Origin of the sequence: Luteimonas salinisoli, assembly GCF_013425525.1 — a bacterium.
Taxonomy (GTDB): Bacteria; Pseudomonadota; Gammaproteobacteria; order Xanthomonadales; family Xanthomonadaceae; genus Luteimonas; species Luteimonas salinisoli.
Map to the genome: position 1 here is coordinate 20,581 of NZ_JACCKA010000078.1, position 14,138 is coordinate 34,718.

Here is a 14,138-nt window from a genome sequence, read left to right on the forward strand (position 1 = left end):
GCGCTGGCATGCCCGGGCATCCATGGCGGAGACGGGCGCCGGAGCTAGAGGCGGAACGATTCGCCCAGATAGACCCTGCGCACGTCGGGATTGGCCAGCAGCGCATCCGGAGCCCCCTGCGCGAGCACGCTGCCTTCGTTGAGGATATACGCGCGGTCGCAAATGCCCAAGGTCTCGCGCACGTTGTGGTCGGTGATGAGCACGCCGATGCCGCGGTCCTTCAGATGACGAATGATGCGCTGGATCTCGCCGACCGAGATCGGGTCGACGCCCGCGAACGGCTCGTCGAGCAGCATCAGCCTGGGGCGTGCCGCCAGCGCGCGGGCGATCTCCACCCGGCGGCGCTCGCCGCCCGAGAGGCTGGCACCGATCTGGTCGGCGACGTGGGTGACCTGCAGCTCGTCCAGCAGGCTCTCCAGCTCGGATTCGCGGGCCTTGCGGTCGAGTCCTTCGCGCAGCTCGAGCACCAGGCGGATGTTGTCGGCCACGCTCAGCTTGCGGAACACCGACGGTTCCTGCGGCAGGTAGCCGACCCCGAGCCGGGCGCGCCGGTACATCGGATGGGCGGTGATGTCGTGGCCGTCCAGCACGATGCGCCCGGCATCGGCGGGCACCAGACCGACGATCATGTAGAAGCAGGTGGTCTTGCCGGCGCCGTTGGGGCCCAGCAGCCCCACCACCTCCCCGGCATCCAGGGTCAGGCCGAAGTCGCGCACCACCTCGCGGGCGCGGTAGCGCTTGCGCAGACCTTCCGCGACCAGCATCAGTCGCCGTCCTGCGGCGCGGCGTTGCGGGGCTCGAAACGCATCTGTACGCGGCCGGCGTCGTCGCCGCCGCTCTCCACGCGCCCGGTCTGCATGTTGTAGACGATGCGCTGGCTCTTCATCGAGCCGCGCGGCTGCTCGACGAAGGCATCGCCGGTGAGGGTGACGACCTCGGTGCGCATGTCGTAGTCGATCCTGCGGGCGCGGGCGGTCATGGGCGCGCCGTCGTCCATCTCCTGGCGCATCACCGCCGGCGCGCCGGTGAGCACCGCACGGGTGATGTCGCCGCCGCGCGAGTGGATGTCGGCGCGGTCGGCACGGATGTCCAGCGTGCCCTGGGTGATCGTCACCCCGCGCGAGAGCACCGTCGGGGCGCTGTCGTCGAACACCCCCTCGTGCCTGCCGGCATCGATGTCCATGGGCTGGTTGCGGTCGGACTTGCGCGCCTCCGCGGCCGGGGGCGACAGCGCCAGGGCGGTGGCGAGGGCCAGCAGTGCACTAGCGGCGCGTGGGGACATGGCGTTGCTTCACTTCCGAGTTGAAGGTGTACCGCTTGCTGGACAGGTCGACTTCCATGCCGCGGCCCTCGATTGTAGAACCCGGCTGGGTCACGGTCACCCGCTCGTCGCTGCGCGCGATGTTCCGTTCGGGGTAGAGGGTCATTTGCTCGGTATTCATCGTCACCGGGCGCGGGTCGTCCTCGGGGCCGTCCACGCGGACGTCGCCGCGCAGCTGCAGCTCGTCGTGGCCGGCGGCGACCAGGCCGGTGCGCGCGCGCGCCTGCCAATAGCGGCCCTCGCGATCGGGGACCAGGAACAGCGGCGTCTCGATGGCGATGGTGCGGTCCTGCGGATGCTGCTCGAGCCGCGGCGCCCGCAGCGTGAACGATTCGTTGCCCTCTCCGCTGAGCGCGGTCAGCTCGAAATCGCCGAGCACGTAGTCGGAGCGGGTATCGTCTGCGACGGCCCGCACCGGCTCGACGCGCTGGCGCCAGGCCGACCAGCCCGAGACGATCGCCGCCACCAGCAGCGTCAGGGTGAGTGCCAGGCGCCAGTTCATGGCGTCGCCTCCGCAGCCAGCAACGCGTCCAACCGGCCCTGGGCGGCGAGCAGCAGATCGCACAACTCCCGGGCGGCGCCCTCGCCCCCGCGTGCGGCGGTGCGCCAGTGGGCGTGCGCCGCGGCCCAGGCATGGGCGTTGGCCGGTGCCACCGCCAGCCCGGCGACGCGCATCGGCGCCAGGTCCGGCAGGTCGTCGCCCATGAAGGCGACCGCATCGCGTTCCAGTCCATGCGCGGCGCGGATCTGGTCGAACCTCGCCAGCTTGTCGCCGACCGCGCAGTGGGCCTGCACGCCCAGCTCGGCGGCGCGGCGCTCCACGGCGGCGCTGGCGCGCGCGGTGACCAGGGCGACCTCGATGCCGGCCCGCCGCAGCAGCACCAGCCCCTGGCCGTCGTGGACGTGGAAGGCCTTCATCTCGCCGCCCTCGGCATCGAACAGCAGCCTGCCGTCGGTGAGCGTGCCGTCGACGTCGAAGCACGCCAGCCGGATCTTCGCGGCGCGGGCGAGCACGTCGTCGGGATAGGCGGCGAGGGCGGTCATCGGCTGCGGGTCCGCTTCGGGCGAGGGTCCTGCCATCAGACGACGCGGGCGCGCAACAGGTCGTGAATGTTGAGCGCGCCGACCACGCGGCGCTCGCCGTCGACCACCAGCAGGCCGTTGATCTTGTGGGTCTCCATCAGCCGCGCAGCCTCCACCGCCAGCGCGTCGCTACCGATGGTGATCGGGTTGCGCGTCATGATGTCGACGATGCGGGTGGCGCGTACGTCGATACGTTCGTCGGCGAGCATGCGACGCAGGTCGCCGTCGGTGAAGAGGCCCGCCAGGCGGCCTTCGCCGTCGACCACGGCGGTCATGCCCAGGCGCTTGCGGCTCATTTCCAGCAGCACGTCGCCGAGGCTGGCGTCCTCGGCCACCCGCGGGGTCGCCTCGCCGGTGTGCATGACGTCGGCGATATGCAGCAGCAGGCGGCGGCCGAGCGCTCCGGCGGGATGCGAGCGGGCGAAATCGTCCGCGGTGAATCCGCGCGCCTCGAGCAGCGCGACCGCCAGCGCGTCGCCGGCGGCGAGGGTGGTGGTGGTGCTTGCGGTGGGCGCCAGGTGAAGCGGGCAGGCCTCCTCGGGCACGCTGACGTCCAGATGCACGTCGGCCTCGCGCGCCAGAGTGGACTGCACGCGTCCCGTCATGGCGATCAGCGGGTTGCCCTGGCGCCTGAGCACCGGCAGCAGCATCAGGATCTCGTCGGATTCGCCGGAGTACGAGAGCGCCAGCACCGCGTCGGCATCGGTGATCATGCCCAGGTCGCCGTGGCCCGCCTCTCCAGGGTGCACGTAGAAGGCCGGGGTGCCGGTGGAGGCGAAGGTGGCGGCGATCTTGCGGGCGATGTGCCCGGACTTGCCCATGCCGGTGCAGACCACCCGCCCCTTGCAGGCCAGGATCAGGCGGCAAGCGGCGCTGAAGGCGCCGTCGATGCGCCCGCCGAGGGCCTGCAGGGCGCGGGTCTCGATCTCGATCACGCGGCGGCCGCTGGCGGCGAAATCGGCGCCGGGGTCGGGGGGCTTGGGGGCTTCGGCCATTTCTAAGCGTGGGCCTTTCCGTTAGGCTAAGCGGTTCATTTTATGCCTTTCGCGCCCGCGCGGCCCGCGTTCCCGGAAAATGCCGGTCCGCGGGCTCAGGCGGGCTTAAGCAGGAGTCCCACGGGTTTGGATGCGCAGACGATTCGCCAGCTGATCGAGCAGGGCCTGCCGGGCGCGCGGGTCGAGGTGCAGGGCGAGGACGGGGTCCACTTCGAGGCCCTGGTGGTGTCGGACGCCTTCGCCGGCAGACTGCCGCTGGCCCGTCACCGGATGGTGTACGCCACCCTGGGCGAACTGATGGGCGGCGAGATCCATGCCCTGGCGCTACGAACCTTGACCCCGGAGGAGCAGGGCTGAGGCACTGCCGTCCGGGCGCGAGTGCCCGGGCCGTCGGCGCATCGGCTCCATGACCATGCAGAAGATCGTCGTTGCGGGTGGGCGCGCGCTGGAGGGCGAGGTCGCGGTGTCCGGCGCCAAGAACGCGGTGCTGCCGATCCTGTTCGCCAGCCTGCTGGCCGACGGGCCCGTGGAGATCGGCAACGTCCCCAACCTGCGCGACGTGCTCACCACGGCGCGGCTGCTGGCCGAGCTCGGCGCCGGCGTGCGCCACGATGCCGAGGCCGGCCGCTTCGCCATCGACCCGCGCAGCGTACGCCACCATGTCGCTCCCTACGAACTGGTGCGCACCATGCGCGCCTCGGTGCTGGTGCTGGGCCCGCTGCTGGCCAGGCACGGCGCCGCCGAGGTCTCGCTGCCGGGCGGCTGCGCGATCGGTTCGCGCCCCGTCGACCTGCACATCGCCGCGATGCGCGCGCTCGGCGCCGAGGTCGAGGTCGAGCACGGCTACATCAAGGCACGGGCCGGCCGGCTGCGCGGCGCGCGTATCGCCTTCGAGACGGTGAGCGTGGGCGCCACCGAGAACGCCCTGGCCGCGGCCACCCTGGCCAGCGGCACCACGGTCATCGACAACGCCGCCTGCGAGCCCGAGATCGTCGACCTGGCGGAGTGCCTGGCGGCGCTGGGCGCCGACATCGAGGGTGCCGGCACGCCGCGGGTCGTGGTGCGCGGCGTGGAGCGCCTTCAGGGCGGCGCGCATCGCGTGCTCCCCGATCGCATCGAGACCGGGACCTTCCTGGTGGCCGCGGCGATGACCGGCGGCTGCGTGACCGCCACCGGCGCGCGTGCCGAGACCCTCGCCGCGGTGCTGGAGAAGCTGCGGGAAGCCGGAGTCTCGATCGAGGTCGACGGCGACCGCATCCGCGCCGACATGCGCGGCCGACGTCCGCGCGCGGTGGACGTGACCACGGCGCCCCATCCCGGCTTTCCGACCGACATGCAGGCGCAGCTGATGGCGATGAACTGCATCGCCGAGGGCCGCGCGACGATCGACGAGACGATCTTCGAGAACCGCTTCATGCACGTCAACGAGCTGCTGCGGCTCGGCGCCGACATCGCCGTCGACGGCGGGCGTGCAACGGTCAGCGGCGTCGAGCGCCTGAGCGGCGCCCCGGTGATGGCCACCGACCTGCGCGCCTCGGCGTCGCTGGTGCTGGCCGGGCTGGTCGCCGAGGGGGAGACCACGATCGACCGTATCTATCATCTCGACCGCGGTTACGACGGCCTCGAACGCAAGCTGTCGGCGCTGGGCGCCGACATCCGCCGCGTCGACTGAGCATCGCTGGGGTTCTACGAGCTTCCTTCCCCTGGGCGGGGGAGCAGCGGAGCGAGCTCCGCTCTACTGGATCGACTGCAGTTGCAGGTCGATGTGGTCGCGGCCCCGGCGCTGCTGCAGGATGCGCGCCGGTACCGGCATGCCGTCGACGATCCAGGCGGTGATCTTGCGGCTGCCGTCCTCGCGGACCACGCGCGTGGCCTGCTTCGATTCGCCGGCGACGTCGATCGATTCGGTGCCGTCGACCCTGAACTTCTGCGGCTTGGCGCGCCCGTCCTCGACCAGGCGATACTCCAGCGGCTCGCCGGCGGCCACGTCGCGAACCAGCGCCAGGTTCATCAGCATGCCGTCCATGTCGCCGGCACGCAGCACGACCGGTCCGGCCTCGTCCTCGTCGACGTCGCCGCTCCAGCGCGCCTCGCCCTTGTTCCAGTCGTAGGTGGCCTCGACGCTGCGCTTCTTCACCAGCATCGCCGCCAGTCCGGATTCGCCGGCCTGGGAGTCGCTGCTGCTGACCGGGCGCCAGCGGCCGCCGTGCTCCTCGAAGGTGGTGCTCTGGGACAGCCGGGCGCCCATGCCCGTCACGTCCAGGCTGTAGCGCCAGCGGCCCGCGCCGGCCGGCTGCAGGGTCATCCTGCCGTTGCCCTGCATGCCCATGTAGTTGGCGCGGTACTGGGCGGAGAACGGTTCCACCGCCCAGCCGGCGGTGCTGGCCAGGCAGAGGGCCGTCGCGAACATCAGCCTCCGGGCCATCGCCAGGGACGGGTTGGAGCGGTGCTTGCCCATGTTCATTCGACTCCTTGGTATTCGATCAGGCGCAGGTCGACGCCGTCGCCGTCCGCGTCGCGCTGCAGGATGCGGATCGGGGTGGGGACGCCGTTCGCCACCCAGACCAGCGTCTCATCGTCGCCATCGTCGACCCGTGAAACGCGCAGCGCGCTGTAGCTCAGGTCGCCGACTTCGATGATCTCGGCCTCGTCGGCGACACGATAGACGTGTTCGCGGGTGCGGCCGTTGTCGACGAAACGGTAGTTCAGGGTCTGGCCGGGTTCGGCGTCGCGGATGATCGCCAGGTTGATCAGCAGCGCGCTCAGGTCGCCCTCGCGCAGCGGCACGGGATCGCGACGGCGCTTGCTGACGTCGCCGCTCCACTGCGCGGCGCCGGCGTCCCAGTCGTAGACGCCGTCGATCTGGCGGCCGAAGAACAGGGCCTTGCGCACAGTGCGCTGGGTGAGCGGGCGGTAGCGTTCGCCATCGGCGGAGACGTCGAAGACCGTGCTCTGACCCATGTTGAGCCGCGCCAGTCCCACCAGGCCGCGGCGGCCGCGGATATCCAGGTCCACTTCCCAGCGCGAGCCGTCGAGATGGTCGACCCGCATGGTGGCGTCGCCGGCATGGCGGCCCTCGTACCAGGCGTCGTAGGTGGCGACGAACGGCTCCAGGGCCGCCGCGCGCGCCTGGGGCGTCCAGGCGCACAGCAGCGCGACGAGGCAGAGCGGGAGCGCGAAGGTCTTCATCGGGGCGCCATCATGCAAAGCGGTTGTTGGATGCCAGCTGAAGCGGTGCCGCCAGGGCGCGGCCGTCGAGATGAATCCGGCGTTCATGCAGGACGACCCGCCCGGCCGCGAGCAGGCGCACCGTTTCCACCAGCAGCGGATGCTCGCGTGCCAGCACCCGCGTCCCGAGCGTCGCTGCATCGTCGCCCGCGAGCACCGGCACGCGCGCCTGGGAGACCACCGGGCCGCCATCGAGGTCGGCGGTCACGAAGTGGATGCTGGCGCCGTGCTCGCGCGCGCCGGCCTCGAGCGCGCGACGGTGCGTGCGCAGGCCCTTGAATGCGGGCAGCAGCGAGGGGTGGATGTTGACCAGCCGCCCGGCGCGCGCCTCCACCGGCGCGGCGCCCAGCAGGCGCATGTAGCCGGCGCAGACCACCAGGTCCGGCGCGGCGGCGTCGATCTGCGCGAACAGCTCCAGGTCGAAGGCCGCGCGCGACGGGAACGCGCCGGGGTCGAGGGCCAGCGCGGGGATCCCGGCCCCCCGCGCGCGTTCCAGGGCGAGGGCATCGGCGCGGTCGGAGAACACGCCCACCAGGGTCGCGGGCAGCGCCTGCGAAGCGGCGGCGTCGATCAACGCCTGCAGGTTGCTGCCGCGTCCCGAGGCGAGCACGGCGATGCGATACGGCCGGGCCGCCGGGTCCGGGGCACGGGGGGCGGCCAAGTGCGGTCTCAGCCGATGCGGACGCGTTCGCCGCCGTCGCCGGCCACCACCGTGCCGATCCGCCAGTGCGTCAGCGGTTGCGCGTCCAGCGCCGCTTCCACCGCGGTCACGCGGTCCCGGGCCACCGCCAGCACGAAGCCGATGCCGCAGTTGAAGGTGCGCCACATCTCCTCGCGCGCCACCGCGCCCTCGCGCTGCAGCCAGTCGAAGACCGGCGGCTGCGGCCAGGCCGACGCGTCGATCTCCAGGCCCAGGCCGTCGGGGATCACCCGGATGACGTTCTCGCTCAGGCCGCCGCCGGTGATGTGCGCCATGGCGTGGACCGCGTCGCCGGCCTCGCCGGCCAGCAGCGCCAGCATCGGCTTGACGTAGATCGCGGTCGGCGCCATCAGCGCCTCGATCAGGCGCGTGCCTCCGAGCTCGAGATCGGCGGGACGGCCGGCGCGATCGAAGATCCGCCGCACCAGCGAATAGCCGTTGGAATGCGGACCGCTGGAGGCGATGCCGAGCAGGACGTCGTCCGCGCGGACCCGGGTGCCATCGAGCAGTGCCGACTTCTCCACCGCGCCGACGCAGAAGCCGGCAAGGTCGTACTCGCCGGGAGCGTACATGTCGGGCATTTCGGCGGTCTCGCCGCCGATCAGCGCGCAGCCGGCGAGTTCGCAGCCGCGGGCGATCCCGCCGACGACGGTGGCGGCGGTGTCGACGTCGAGCCTGCCGGTGGCGAAGTAGTCGAGGAAGAACAGCGGCTCGGCGCCCTGCACCAGGATGTCGTTGACGCACATCGCCACCAGGTCGATGCCGATGCCGTCGTGGCGGCCGAACTGCTGCGCCAGCTTGAGTTTGGTGCCGACGCCGTCGGTACCCGACACCAGCACCGGCTCGCGATAGCGCCCGGAAAGGTCGAACAGCGCACCGAACCCTCCCAGCCCGCCCATCACCCCGGGGCGCAGCGTGCGTCGGACCAGCGGCTTGATCCTCTCGACGAAGGCGTTGCCGGCATCGATGTCGACGCCGGCGTCGCGGTAGGTCAGCGGGGCGGGTGTGGTCACGGGCGCGGACGGTCGGGAACGAGCACGGATTCTAGCAGGGGGCGACCGGCAGCCGGCCCCTCGCGGACCCACCGACGGCGCCGGTTGCCGGGGCGAGGACCGAAACGGTTGCCGTCTTTGTGGCACCATTCCGCCGTTGTCGCCCCACGAAGGACGAGGAATGCCGCAAGCGAAACGGGTAGCGTGGTTGACCGGCTGGCTGCTGCTGGCCTGGCTGGCGCTCGCCGGGCAGGCCGCTGCCCAGCGCGTGGAGGGCGACACCGCGCGGGGCCAGGGCATGTACGAGGCCGAAGTGCCGGTCAAGGGACAGCAGGAGGCCGAGCGCAGGACCGGGTTCGCGCGCGCGCTGGCGCAGGTACTCGGCAAGATCTCGGGAGATCGCGCCGCAGCCAGCCGCCCCGGAGTGGCGCAGGAGCTGCGCCGCGCCGAGAGCTATGTCGAACACTACGACTACCGCCAGGACGAGGGCGTGGCCGCCAGCGGGGCGCCGAGCTTCCAGACCACCCTGGTGGTGCGATTCGACGAGGCGGCGGTGGAGGCGGTGGCGGCCGCGCTCGGCCTGCCGGTCTGGCCGGAGCCGCGGCCGAAGCCGGTGCTGTGGCTGGCGATCGACGACGGCAACGGCGCCCGCCTGGTCAACCTCAACCAGAACAACGTGGTGCGTCCGATCCTCGACCGCGCCCGGCAGCGCGGCTACCAGCTCGGCCTGCCGCGCGGCAGCGCCGCCGAGCAGGCCGCGGTCGGCGCGATCTGGCGCGGCGACAGCGCCGCGGTGGCGCAGCTGTCGGCGCGCTACAACCCGCCGATGCAACTGGTCGGCAAGCTCTATCGTCGCCAGGGCGGCTGGAAGGCCGACTGGACCTTCGTCGACAACGGCCGGGTGCTCTCGCAATGGTCGAGCGAGGACGCCAGTGCGCGGACCGCGATGGCCGCAGGCGCCGACGGCGCTGCCGACGCCCTGGTCAAGCGCTACGCACGCGCCGCCGAGACCGGGCCCTCGGGCCGCTACCGCATCCTCTTCGTCGGCATCGACAGCAGCGACGACTTCATCCGCCTGTCCGGCCACCTGCAGGGCCTGTCGGTGGTGCGCGGCATCACCCCGCTGCGGGCGACCGCCGAGGGGCTGGAACTCGAGCTCGAGCTGCTGACCGGCCTGTCGGGCTTCCGCCGTCTGGCCGGCAGCGAAGTGCTGATCGAGGTCGAGACGCCGCTCGATACCGGGACCCCGATCTTCCGGCTGCTGCGGTGAGTGCCGTGACCGAGCGCGCCAACGCGGAGATCGCGCTGTTCCTCAAGCGGCTGCAGTGGGGATTGGTGCTGGCGGTGGTGTTCTGGCTGCTGTGGGCGCTGGGGCCGATCCTGACGCCGTTCGTGCTGGCGGCGCTGCTGGGCTGGCTCGGCGACCCGCTGGTCGACCGCCTGGAGCAGCGCGGCCGCTCGCGCACGGTGGCGGTGACCCTGGTGTTCGTGGTGATGGTGCTGCTGCTGGTGCTGGCGCTGTTGATCCTGGTGCCCATGGTGGAATCGCAGATCGTCACCCTGATCGACAGCCTGCCCACCTATCGCGAGTGGTTCCTGCAGACGGCGCTCCCCTGGGTGGAGGGGCGGACCGGGATCTCGATCGCGAGCTGGCTCGACCCGCAGCAGCTGATCGACCTGGTCCGCGAACACTGGCAACAGGCCGGCGGCGTCGCCGCCACGTTCTTCGGCTACGTGCAGCGCTCGGGCTTCGCGTTCATCGCCTGGATCGTCAACCTGGTGCTGCTGCCGATCCTGACGTTCTACTTCCTGCGCGACTGGGACAAACTGGTGGAGCGCGTGGCCGCGCTGGTGCCGCGCGACCACCTGGCCACGGTGACACGGCTGGCGCGCGAGTCCAACGACGTGCTCGGCGGATTCCTGCGCGGCCAGTTCATGGTGATGCTGGCGCAGGGCGCGTTCTATGCCATCGGCCTGCAGGCGATCGGCCTGCGGCTCGGGATCCTGGTCGGCCTGATCGCCGGGCTGATCAGTTTCGTGCCGTATCTGGGCGCCGCCGTCGGTGCGGTGCTGATGCTGCTGGCTGCGGTGGTGCAGGAGCAGGGCATCGACTGGCAGCTGCTGATCCTCGGCGGCGTGGTGTTCACGGCCGGCCAGCTGCTGGAGAGCTACGTGCTCACGCCGCGGCTGGTGGGCGACCGCATCGGCCTGCATCCGGTGGCGGTGATCTTCGCGGTGATGGCGGGCGGCCAGCTGTTCGGCTTCCTGGGGATGCTGCTGGCGCTGCCGGTGGCGGCGATCGCCAACGTGATGATCAGCTTCGCCCAGGAGCGCTACCGGCAGAGCCGGCTGTACGCCGGCGCGCCCGCCGGGCTGGTGATCGGCGAGCAGGTGGTCCAGACCGATGCAGCGCGCCGGGAGCCGCCGCCGGCGTGAGTGGCGACCGGCAAGCCACCGGCGGCGGCCAGTTGCCGCTGGCGCTGCGCTGCCCGCCGGACCAGCGCTTCGAGGCCTTCGTCGGCGCGGCGCCGGACGTGCTGCCGCAATTGCGCGCGCTGGCGACGGTGCCGGGCGCGGACTGGTGCCATCTGTCCGGCGCCGCGGCGACCGGAAAGACGCATCTGTCGCTCGCGACCTGCGCCGAGGCGGAGGCGCACGGGCACCGCGCTGCGTACCTGCCGCTGGCCAGCGCCAGGGGCCGGCTTGCCGACGCCCTGCAGTCGCTGCACGAGTACGACCTGATCGCGCTCGACGGGCTGGAAGCCGTTGCCGGCGGCCGAGACGACGAGGTGGCGCTGTTCGACTTCCACAACCGCGCCCGCGCCGCCGGCAAGGCGGTGCTGTACGCCGCGCGCGGGCTGCCGGCGGACCTGCCGCTGGTGTTGCCCGACCTGCGCTCGCGCCTGTCGCAGTGCGTGCGCATCGCCCTGGCGCCGCTCGATGAGGCCGGCCGCCGCGCGGTGCTGCGGCTGCGCGCGCAGCGGCGCGGGCTCGGCCTCGACGAGGCCGCGCTGGACTGGCTGCTCAGGCGGGTCGGACGCGACCTGGCGACACTGACCGGGCTGCTCGACCGTCTCGACCGCGCCTCGCTGGCGGCGCAGCGGCGCCTGACGGTACCGTTCCTGCGCGAAGTCCTGGACGTGGACGGGCGCGGCCCGGGCCGGGGCGGGTGATGCGGCCGCGGCCGCCGGCGTCAGCCCTGGGGTTGCGCCAGGCTTCGGTCCAGCTCGGCCAGCCGCTGCGGGGTGCCGACGTCGGTCCAGCGTCCTCGGTGGTGTTCCCCCGTGACCTGGCCTTCGGCCATGGCCGCGCGCAGCAGCGGCGCCAGCCTGAAGCGCGGAGGCTCGGCCTCGGCGCCCGGGGCCGAGCCGATGATTCGGCGCCAGTCGTCGAACAGCGAGGCGCGATACACGCCGATGCCGGCGAAGGTCAGCCGTTGCGATCCGTCATCGTAGACGTCGCCATCCACGGCCAGGCGGAAGTCGCCCTGCGGGTGGTGCGGGGGGTTGTCGACCAGCACCAGGTGCGCGTCGCCGGCCGGCTGCGCCGGCAGCCGGGCGAGATCGAAATCGGTCCAGACGTCGCCGTTGAGGGCGATGAAGGGCTCGTTGCCGAGCAGCGGCAGCGCGTGCCACAGGCCGCCGCCGGTTTCGAGCGGGGTGTCGCCTTCGTGCGAATAGCGGATGCGCAGGTTCCACGGGGTGCCGTCGCCCAGCGCCTTGGGGAACTGTCTGGCGAGCCAGGAGGTGTTGATCACCACGTCGCGCACGCCGCGGGCGGCGAGGCGTTCGAGATGCCAGACGATCAGCGGCTTGCCGCCGGCCGCGAGCAGCGCCTTGGGCGTGTGTTCGGTCAGCGGCCGCATGCGCTCGCCGAGCCCGGCCGCGAGGATGAGCGCCTTCATGGGCGCGGACGTCGCGCGAGAATGCGCACGCGGCCGCGGGCCGGTGCGGGCGCCTCGGGCGCGTCGCGAAGCGGGATGGCCGCCGGCTGAACCGATTGGTTGGCGTTCTGCATGCGGTCCCTCCGGTGGCGCCGGCCTCTTGCGGACCACAGGGTAAACTCCCCGGCCTGTCGCAGGCGAGAAGACGATGAGCGAACTCCAGGTAGTGCTGCTCTCCGGCGGTGCGGGAACGCGGTTGTGGCCACTGTCGCGCGAGGCCTACCCCAAGCAGTTCCTGCCGCTGGCCGGCGAGGCGACGATGCTGCAGGACACCTGGCTGCGGGTGCGGGAGCTGTCGGGCATGCCACCGCTGGTGGTCGCCAACGAGGAGCACCGGTTCCTGGCCGCGGAGCAGCTGCGCCAGGTGGGCGTGGAGGGGGCGGAAATCCTGCTGGAGCCGACCGGACGCAACACCGCTCCTGCGATCGCCGCCGCTGCGTTGCAGGCGATGGCCGCGGGGAAGGATCCGCTGCTGCTGGTGCTGCCCTCCGACCATGTGGTGCGCGACGTCGGCGCGTTCCGGGGCGCGGTGCGCGAGGCCATCCCCGCGGCCGAGGGGGGGGCGCTAATCACTTTCGGCATCGTCGCCGCTGCGCCGGAGACCGGCTTCGGCTATATCCAGGCAGCGGCGGGCGAGGGTGTGCGTGCGGTGCGCCGTTTCGTCGAGAAACCCGATGCGGCCACGGCGCAGGGCTATGTGGCGGGCGGCGACTACTACTGGAACAGCGGCATGTTCCTGTTTCGCGCCTCGCGCTACCTGGAGGAGCTGGAGCGCTTCGATCCGGACATGGTGCAGGCGGTGCGGCGCGCGTTCGATGGCGCCGCCCGCGACGGCGATTTCATCCGCCTGGAGCGCGAGGCGTTCGCGGCCTCGCCGGCGGATTCGATCGACTACGCGGTGATGGAAAAGACCGACCGGGCCATGGTGCTGCCGGTCGACATCGGCTGGAACGACGTCGGCTCCTGGTCGGCGTTGTGGCAGGTCAGCGAGCAGGATGGCGACGGCAATGCCCACCACGGCGACGTGATCTCGGTCGATACACGCAACAGCTACGCCTACGCGCGGCGGCTGGTGGCCCTGGTGGGGGTCGACGACCTGGTGGTGGTGGAGACCGACGACGCGGTGCTTGTGGCGCGCAAGGATCGGGTGCAGCAGGTGAAGGAGGTGGTGGCGCGGCTGAAGTCCGACGAGCGCAGCCACGCGGTGCTGCACCGCGAGGTGCATCGCCCCTGGGGCAGCTACGATTCGATCGATGCCGACGTCGGGTTCCAGGTCAAGCGCATCAAGGTGAAACCGGGCGGCAGGCTGTCGCTGCAGTCGCACCGGCATCGCGCCGAGCACTGGATCGTGGTGCGCGGCACGGCGCGGGTGACGCGCGACAACGACGTGTTCGAGCTGCATGCGAACCAGTCGACCTACATCCCGCTGGGCGCGAAGCACCGGCTGGAGAATCCGGGGACGGAGGTGCTGGAGCTGATCGAGGTGCAGTCCGGCGATTACCTGGGCGAGGACGACATCGTCCGCTACGACGACGTGTACGGGCGTTCGTAAGGCCGGTTTCGTGGACTCGCGGGGCGGTCCGGTGGAGCTTCGCGGGCGGGCCGGTGCGGCGCCCCGGTGCGGGACACGCCGTGAATCCGACCATGGAGGCTCGTCGACGCCGTCCATGGCGTCGACGGTCCCGCACCGGAGCACCGCACCGGCCCCGGATACGGTGCGGGTGCTCGGATGGCCCCTTGCGGGAGCGACGGTAGTCGCGGGACCCGCTTGCGATGGACGCGGTCCGTGTGCCCGATCGGGGCGCTTGGGCGGCCCGCGGGCGGGCCGGTGCGGCGCCCCGGTGCGGGACACGCCGTGAATCCGTCCATGGAGGCT

General features: G+C 72.0%; 16 protein-coding genes. 6 read left to right on the forward strand and 10 right to left on the reverse strand.

Translation table 11 applies throughout. The annotated features are described in order from the left end of the window. Positions 1 to 44: 44 nt before the first annotated feature. Genes lptB through H0E84_RS13895 form a run of 5 tightly spaced genes read right to left on the reverse strand, consistent with a single transcriptional unit; the run spans position 45 to position 3,399 of the window. A complete protein-coding gene (lptB, locus tag H0E84_RS13875) occupies positions 45 to 764 on the reverse strand; it encodes an LPS export ABC transporter ATP-binding protein (RefSeq protein WP_180679249.1) in 720 nt (239 codons plus the stop codon). Continuing rightward, the gene (lptA, locus tag H0E84_RS13880) at positions 764 to 1,282 is read right to left on the reverse strand and encodes a lipopolysaccharide transport periplasmic protein LptA (RefSeq protein WP_180679250.1); all 519 of its coding nucleotides are present in this window, start codon (positions 1,280 to 1,282) and stop codon (positions 764 to 766) included. The genes lptB and lptA overlap by 1 nt, the downstream gene beginning before the upstream one ends. Next, the gene (gene lptC / locus H0E84_RS13885) at positions 1,263 to 1,823 is read right to left on the reverse strand and encodes an LPS export ABC transporter periplasmic protein LptC (RefSeq protein WP_180679251.1); all 561 of its coding nucleotides are present in this window, start codon (positions 1,821 to 1,823) and stop codon (positions 1,263 to 1,265) included. The genes lptA and lptC overlap by 20 nt, the downstream gene beginning before the upstream one ends. Next, a complete protein-coding gene (locus H0E84_RS13890; protein WP_180679252.1) occupies positions 1,820 to 2,365 on the reverse strand; it encodes a KdsC family phosphatase in 546 nt (181 codons plus the stop codon). Before H0E84_RS13890 ends, lptC begins: the two co-directional genes overlap by 4 nt. A 35-nt stretch (positions 2,366 to 2,400) precedes the next feature. Next, a complete protein-coding gene (locus H0E84_RS13895; protein WP_180679253.1) occupies positions 2,401 to 3,399 on the reverse strand; it encodes a KpsF/GutQ family sugar-phosphate isomerase in 999 nt (332 codons plus the stop codon). 126 nt (positions 3,400 to 3,525) lie between these two features. Between H0E84_RS13895 and H0E84_RS13900 the strand changes: the two genes are divergently transcribed. Next, positions 3,526 to 3,756: a BolA family protein gene (locus H0E84_RS13900; RefSeq protein WP_180679254.1), complete on the forward strand. Its 231-nt coding sequence runs from the start codon at positions 3,526 to 3,528 to the stop codon at positions 3,754 to 3,756. A 55-nt stretch (positions 3,757 to 3,811) separates the two neighbouring features. Next, on the forward strand, positions 3,812 to 5,071 hold the full coding sequence (gene murA / locus H0E84_RS13905; RefSeq protein ID WP_180679282.1) for a UDP-N-acetylglucosamine 1-carboxyvinyltransferase: 1,260 nt from the start codon (positions 3,812 to 3,814) through the stop codon (positions 5,069 to 5,071). Positions 5,072 to 5,134: 63 nt separating this feature from the next. Here murA and H0E84_RS13910 read toward each other — a convergent pair whose 3' ends face one another. From H0E84_RS13910 to purM, 4 genes are read right to left on the reverse strand one after another with little or no spacing between them, the layout of a single operon-like run. After that, entirely contained in the window at positions 5,135 to 5,863 is a 729-nt protein-coding gene (locus H0E84_RS13910) for a DUF3108 domain-containing protein (protein WP_257644229.1), read from the reverse strand. Then, complete coding sequence (locus tag H0E84_RS13915; protein WP_180679255.1) at positions 5,860 to 6,588, reverse strand: DUF3108 domain-containing protein; 729 nt, start codon at positions 6,586 to 6,588, stop codon at positions 5,860 to 5,862. The genes H0E84_RS13910 and H0E84_RS13915 overlap by 4 nt, the downstream gene beginning before the upstream one ends. 10 nt (positions 6,589 to 6,598) lie before the next feature. Then, on the reverse strand, positions 6,599 to 7,288 hold the full coding sequence (purN, locus tag H0E84_RS13920) for a phosphoribosylglycinamide formyltransferase (RefSeq protein WP_180679256.1): 690 nt from the start codon (positions 7,286 to 7,288) through the stop codon (positions 6,599 to 6,601). 8 nt (positions 7,289 to 7,296) lie between these two features. Then, positions 7,297 to 8,412 (reverse strand): phosphoribosylformylglycinamidine cyclo-ligase, encoded by a 1,116-nt coding sequence (gene purM, locus H0E84_RS13925; RefSeq protein WP_425600493.1) that lies wholly within the window; start codon positions 8,410 to 8,412, stop codon positions 7,297 to 7,299. Positions 8,413 to 8,500: 88 nt separating this feature from the next. Between purM and H0E84_RS13930 the strand changes: the two genes are divergently transcribed. From H0E84_RS13930 to hda, 3 genes are read left to right on the forward strand one after another with little or no spacing between them, the layout of a single operon-like run. Next, positions 8,501 to 9,589 carry a DUF2066 domain-containing protein gene (locus H0E84_RS13930; protein WP_180679258.1) on the forward strand — a complete coding sequence of 363 codons (1,089 nt, stop codon included), beginning with the start codon at positions 8,501 to 8,503 and terminating at the stop codon, positions 9,587 to 9,589. 5 nt (positions 9,590 to 9,594) lie between these two features. Beyond that, positions 9,595 to 10,755, forward strand: coding sequence for an AI-2E family transporter (locus tag H0E84_RS13935; RefSeq protein WP_180679284.1), 1,161 nt, complete (start codon positions 9,595 to 9,597; stop codon positions 10,753 to 10,755). After that, positions 10,752 to 11,492, forward strand: a complete 741-nt coding sequence (gene hda, locus H0E84_RS13940; protein ID WP_345776323.1) for a DnaA regulatory inactivator Hda — start codon at positions 10,752 to 10,754, stop codon at positions 11,490 to 11,492. Before H0E84_RS13935 ends, hda begins: the two co-directional genes overlap by 4 nt. 20 nt (positions 11,493 to 11,512) lie before the next feature. Here hda and murU read toward each other — a convergent pair whose 3' ends face one another. After that, entirely contained in the window at positions 11,513 to 12,223 is a 711-nt protein-coding gene (murU, locus tag H0E84_RS13945; protein ID WP_180679259.1) for an N-acetylmuramate alpha-1-phosphate uridylyltransferase MurU, read from the reverse strand. Between the two features lie 187 nt (positions 12,224 to 12,410). On the opposite strand from murU, the gene H0E84_RS13950 reads away from it, so the two are divergent. Next, a complete protein-coding gene (locus H0E84_RS13950) occupies positions 12,411 to 13,814 on the forward strand; it encodes a mannose-1-phosphate guanylyltransferase/mannose-6-phosphate isomerase (protein WP_180679260.1) in 1,404 nt (467 codons plus the stop codon). The last annotated feature ends 324 nt before the right edge of the window (positions 13,815 to 14,138 follow it).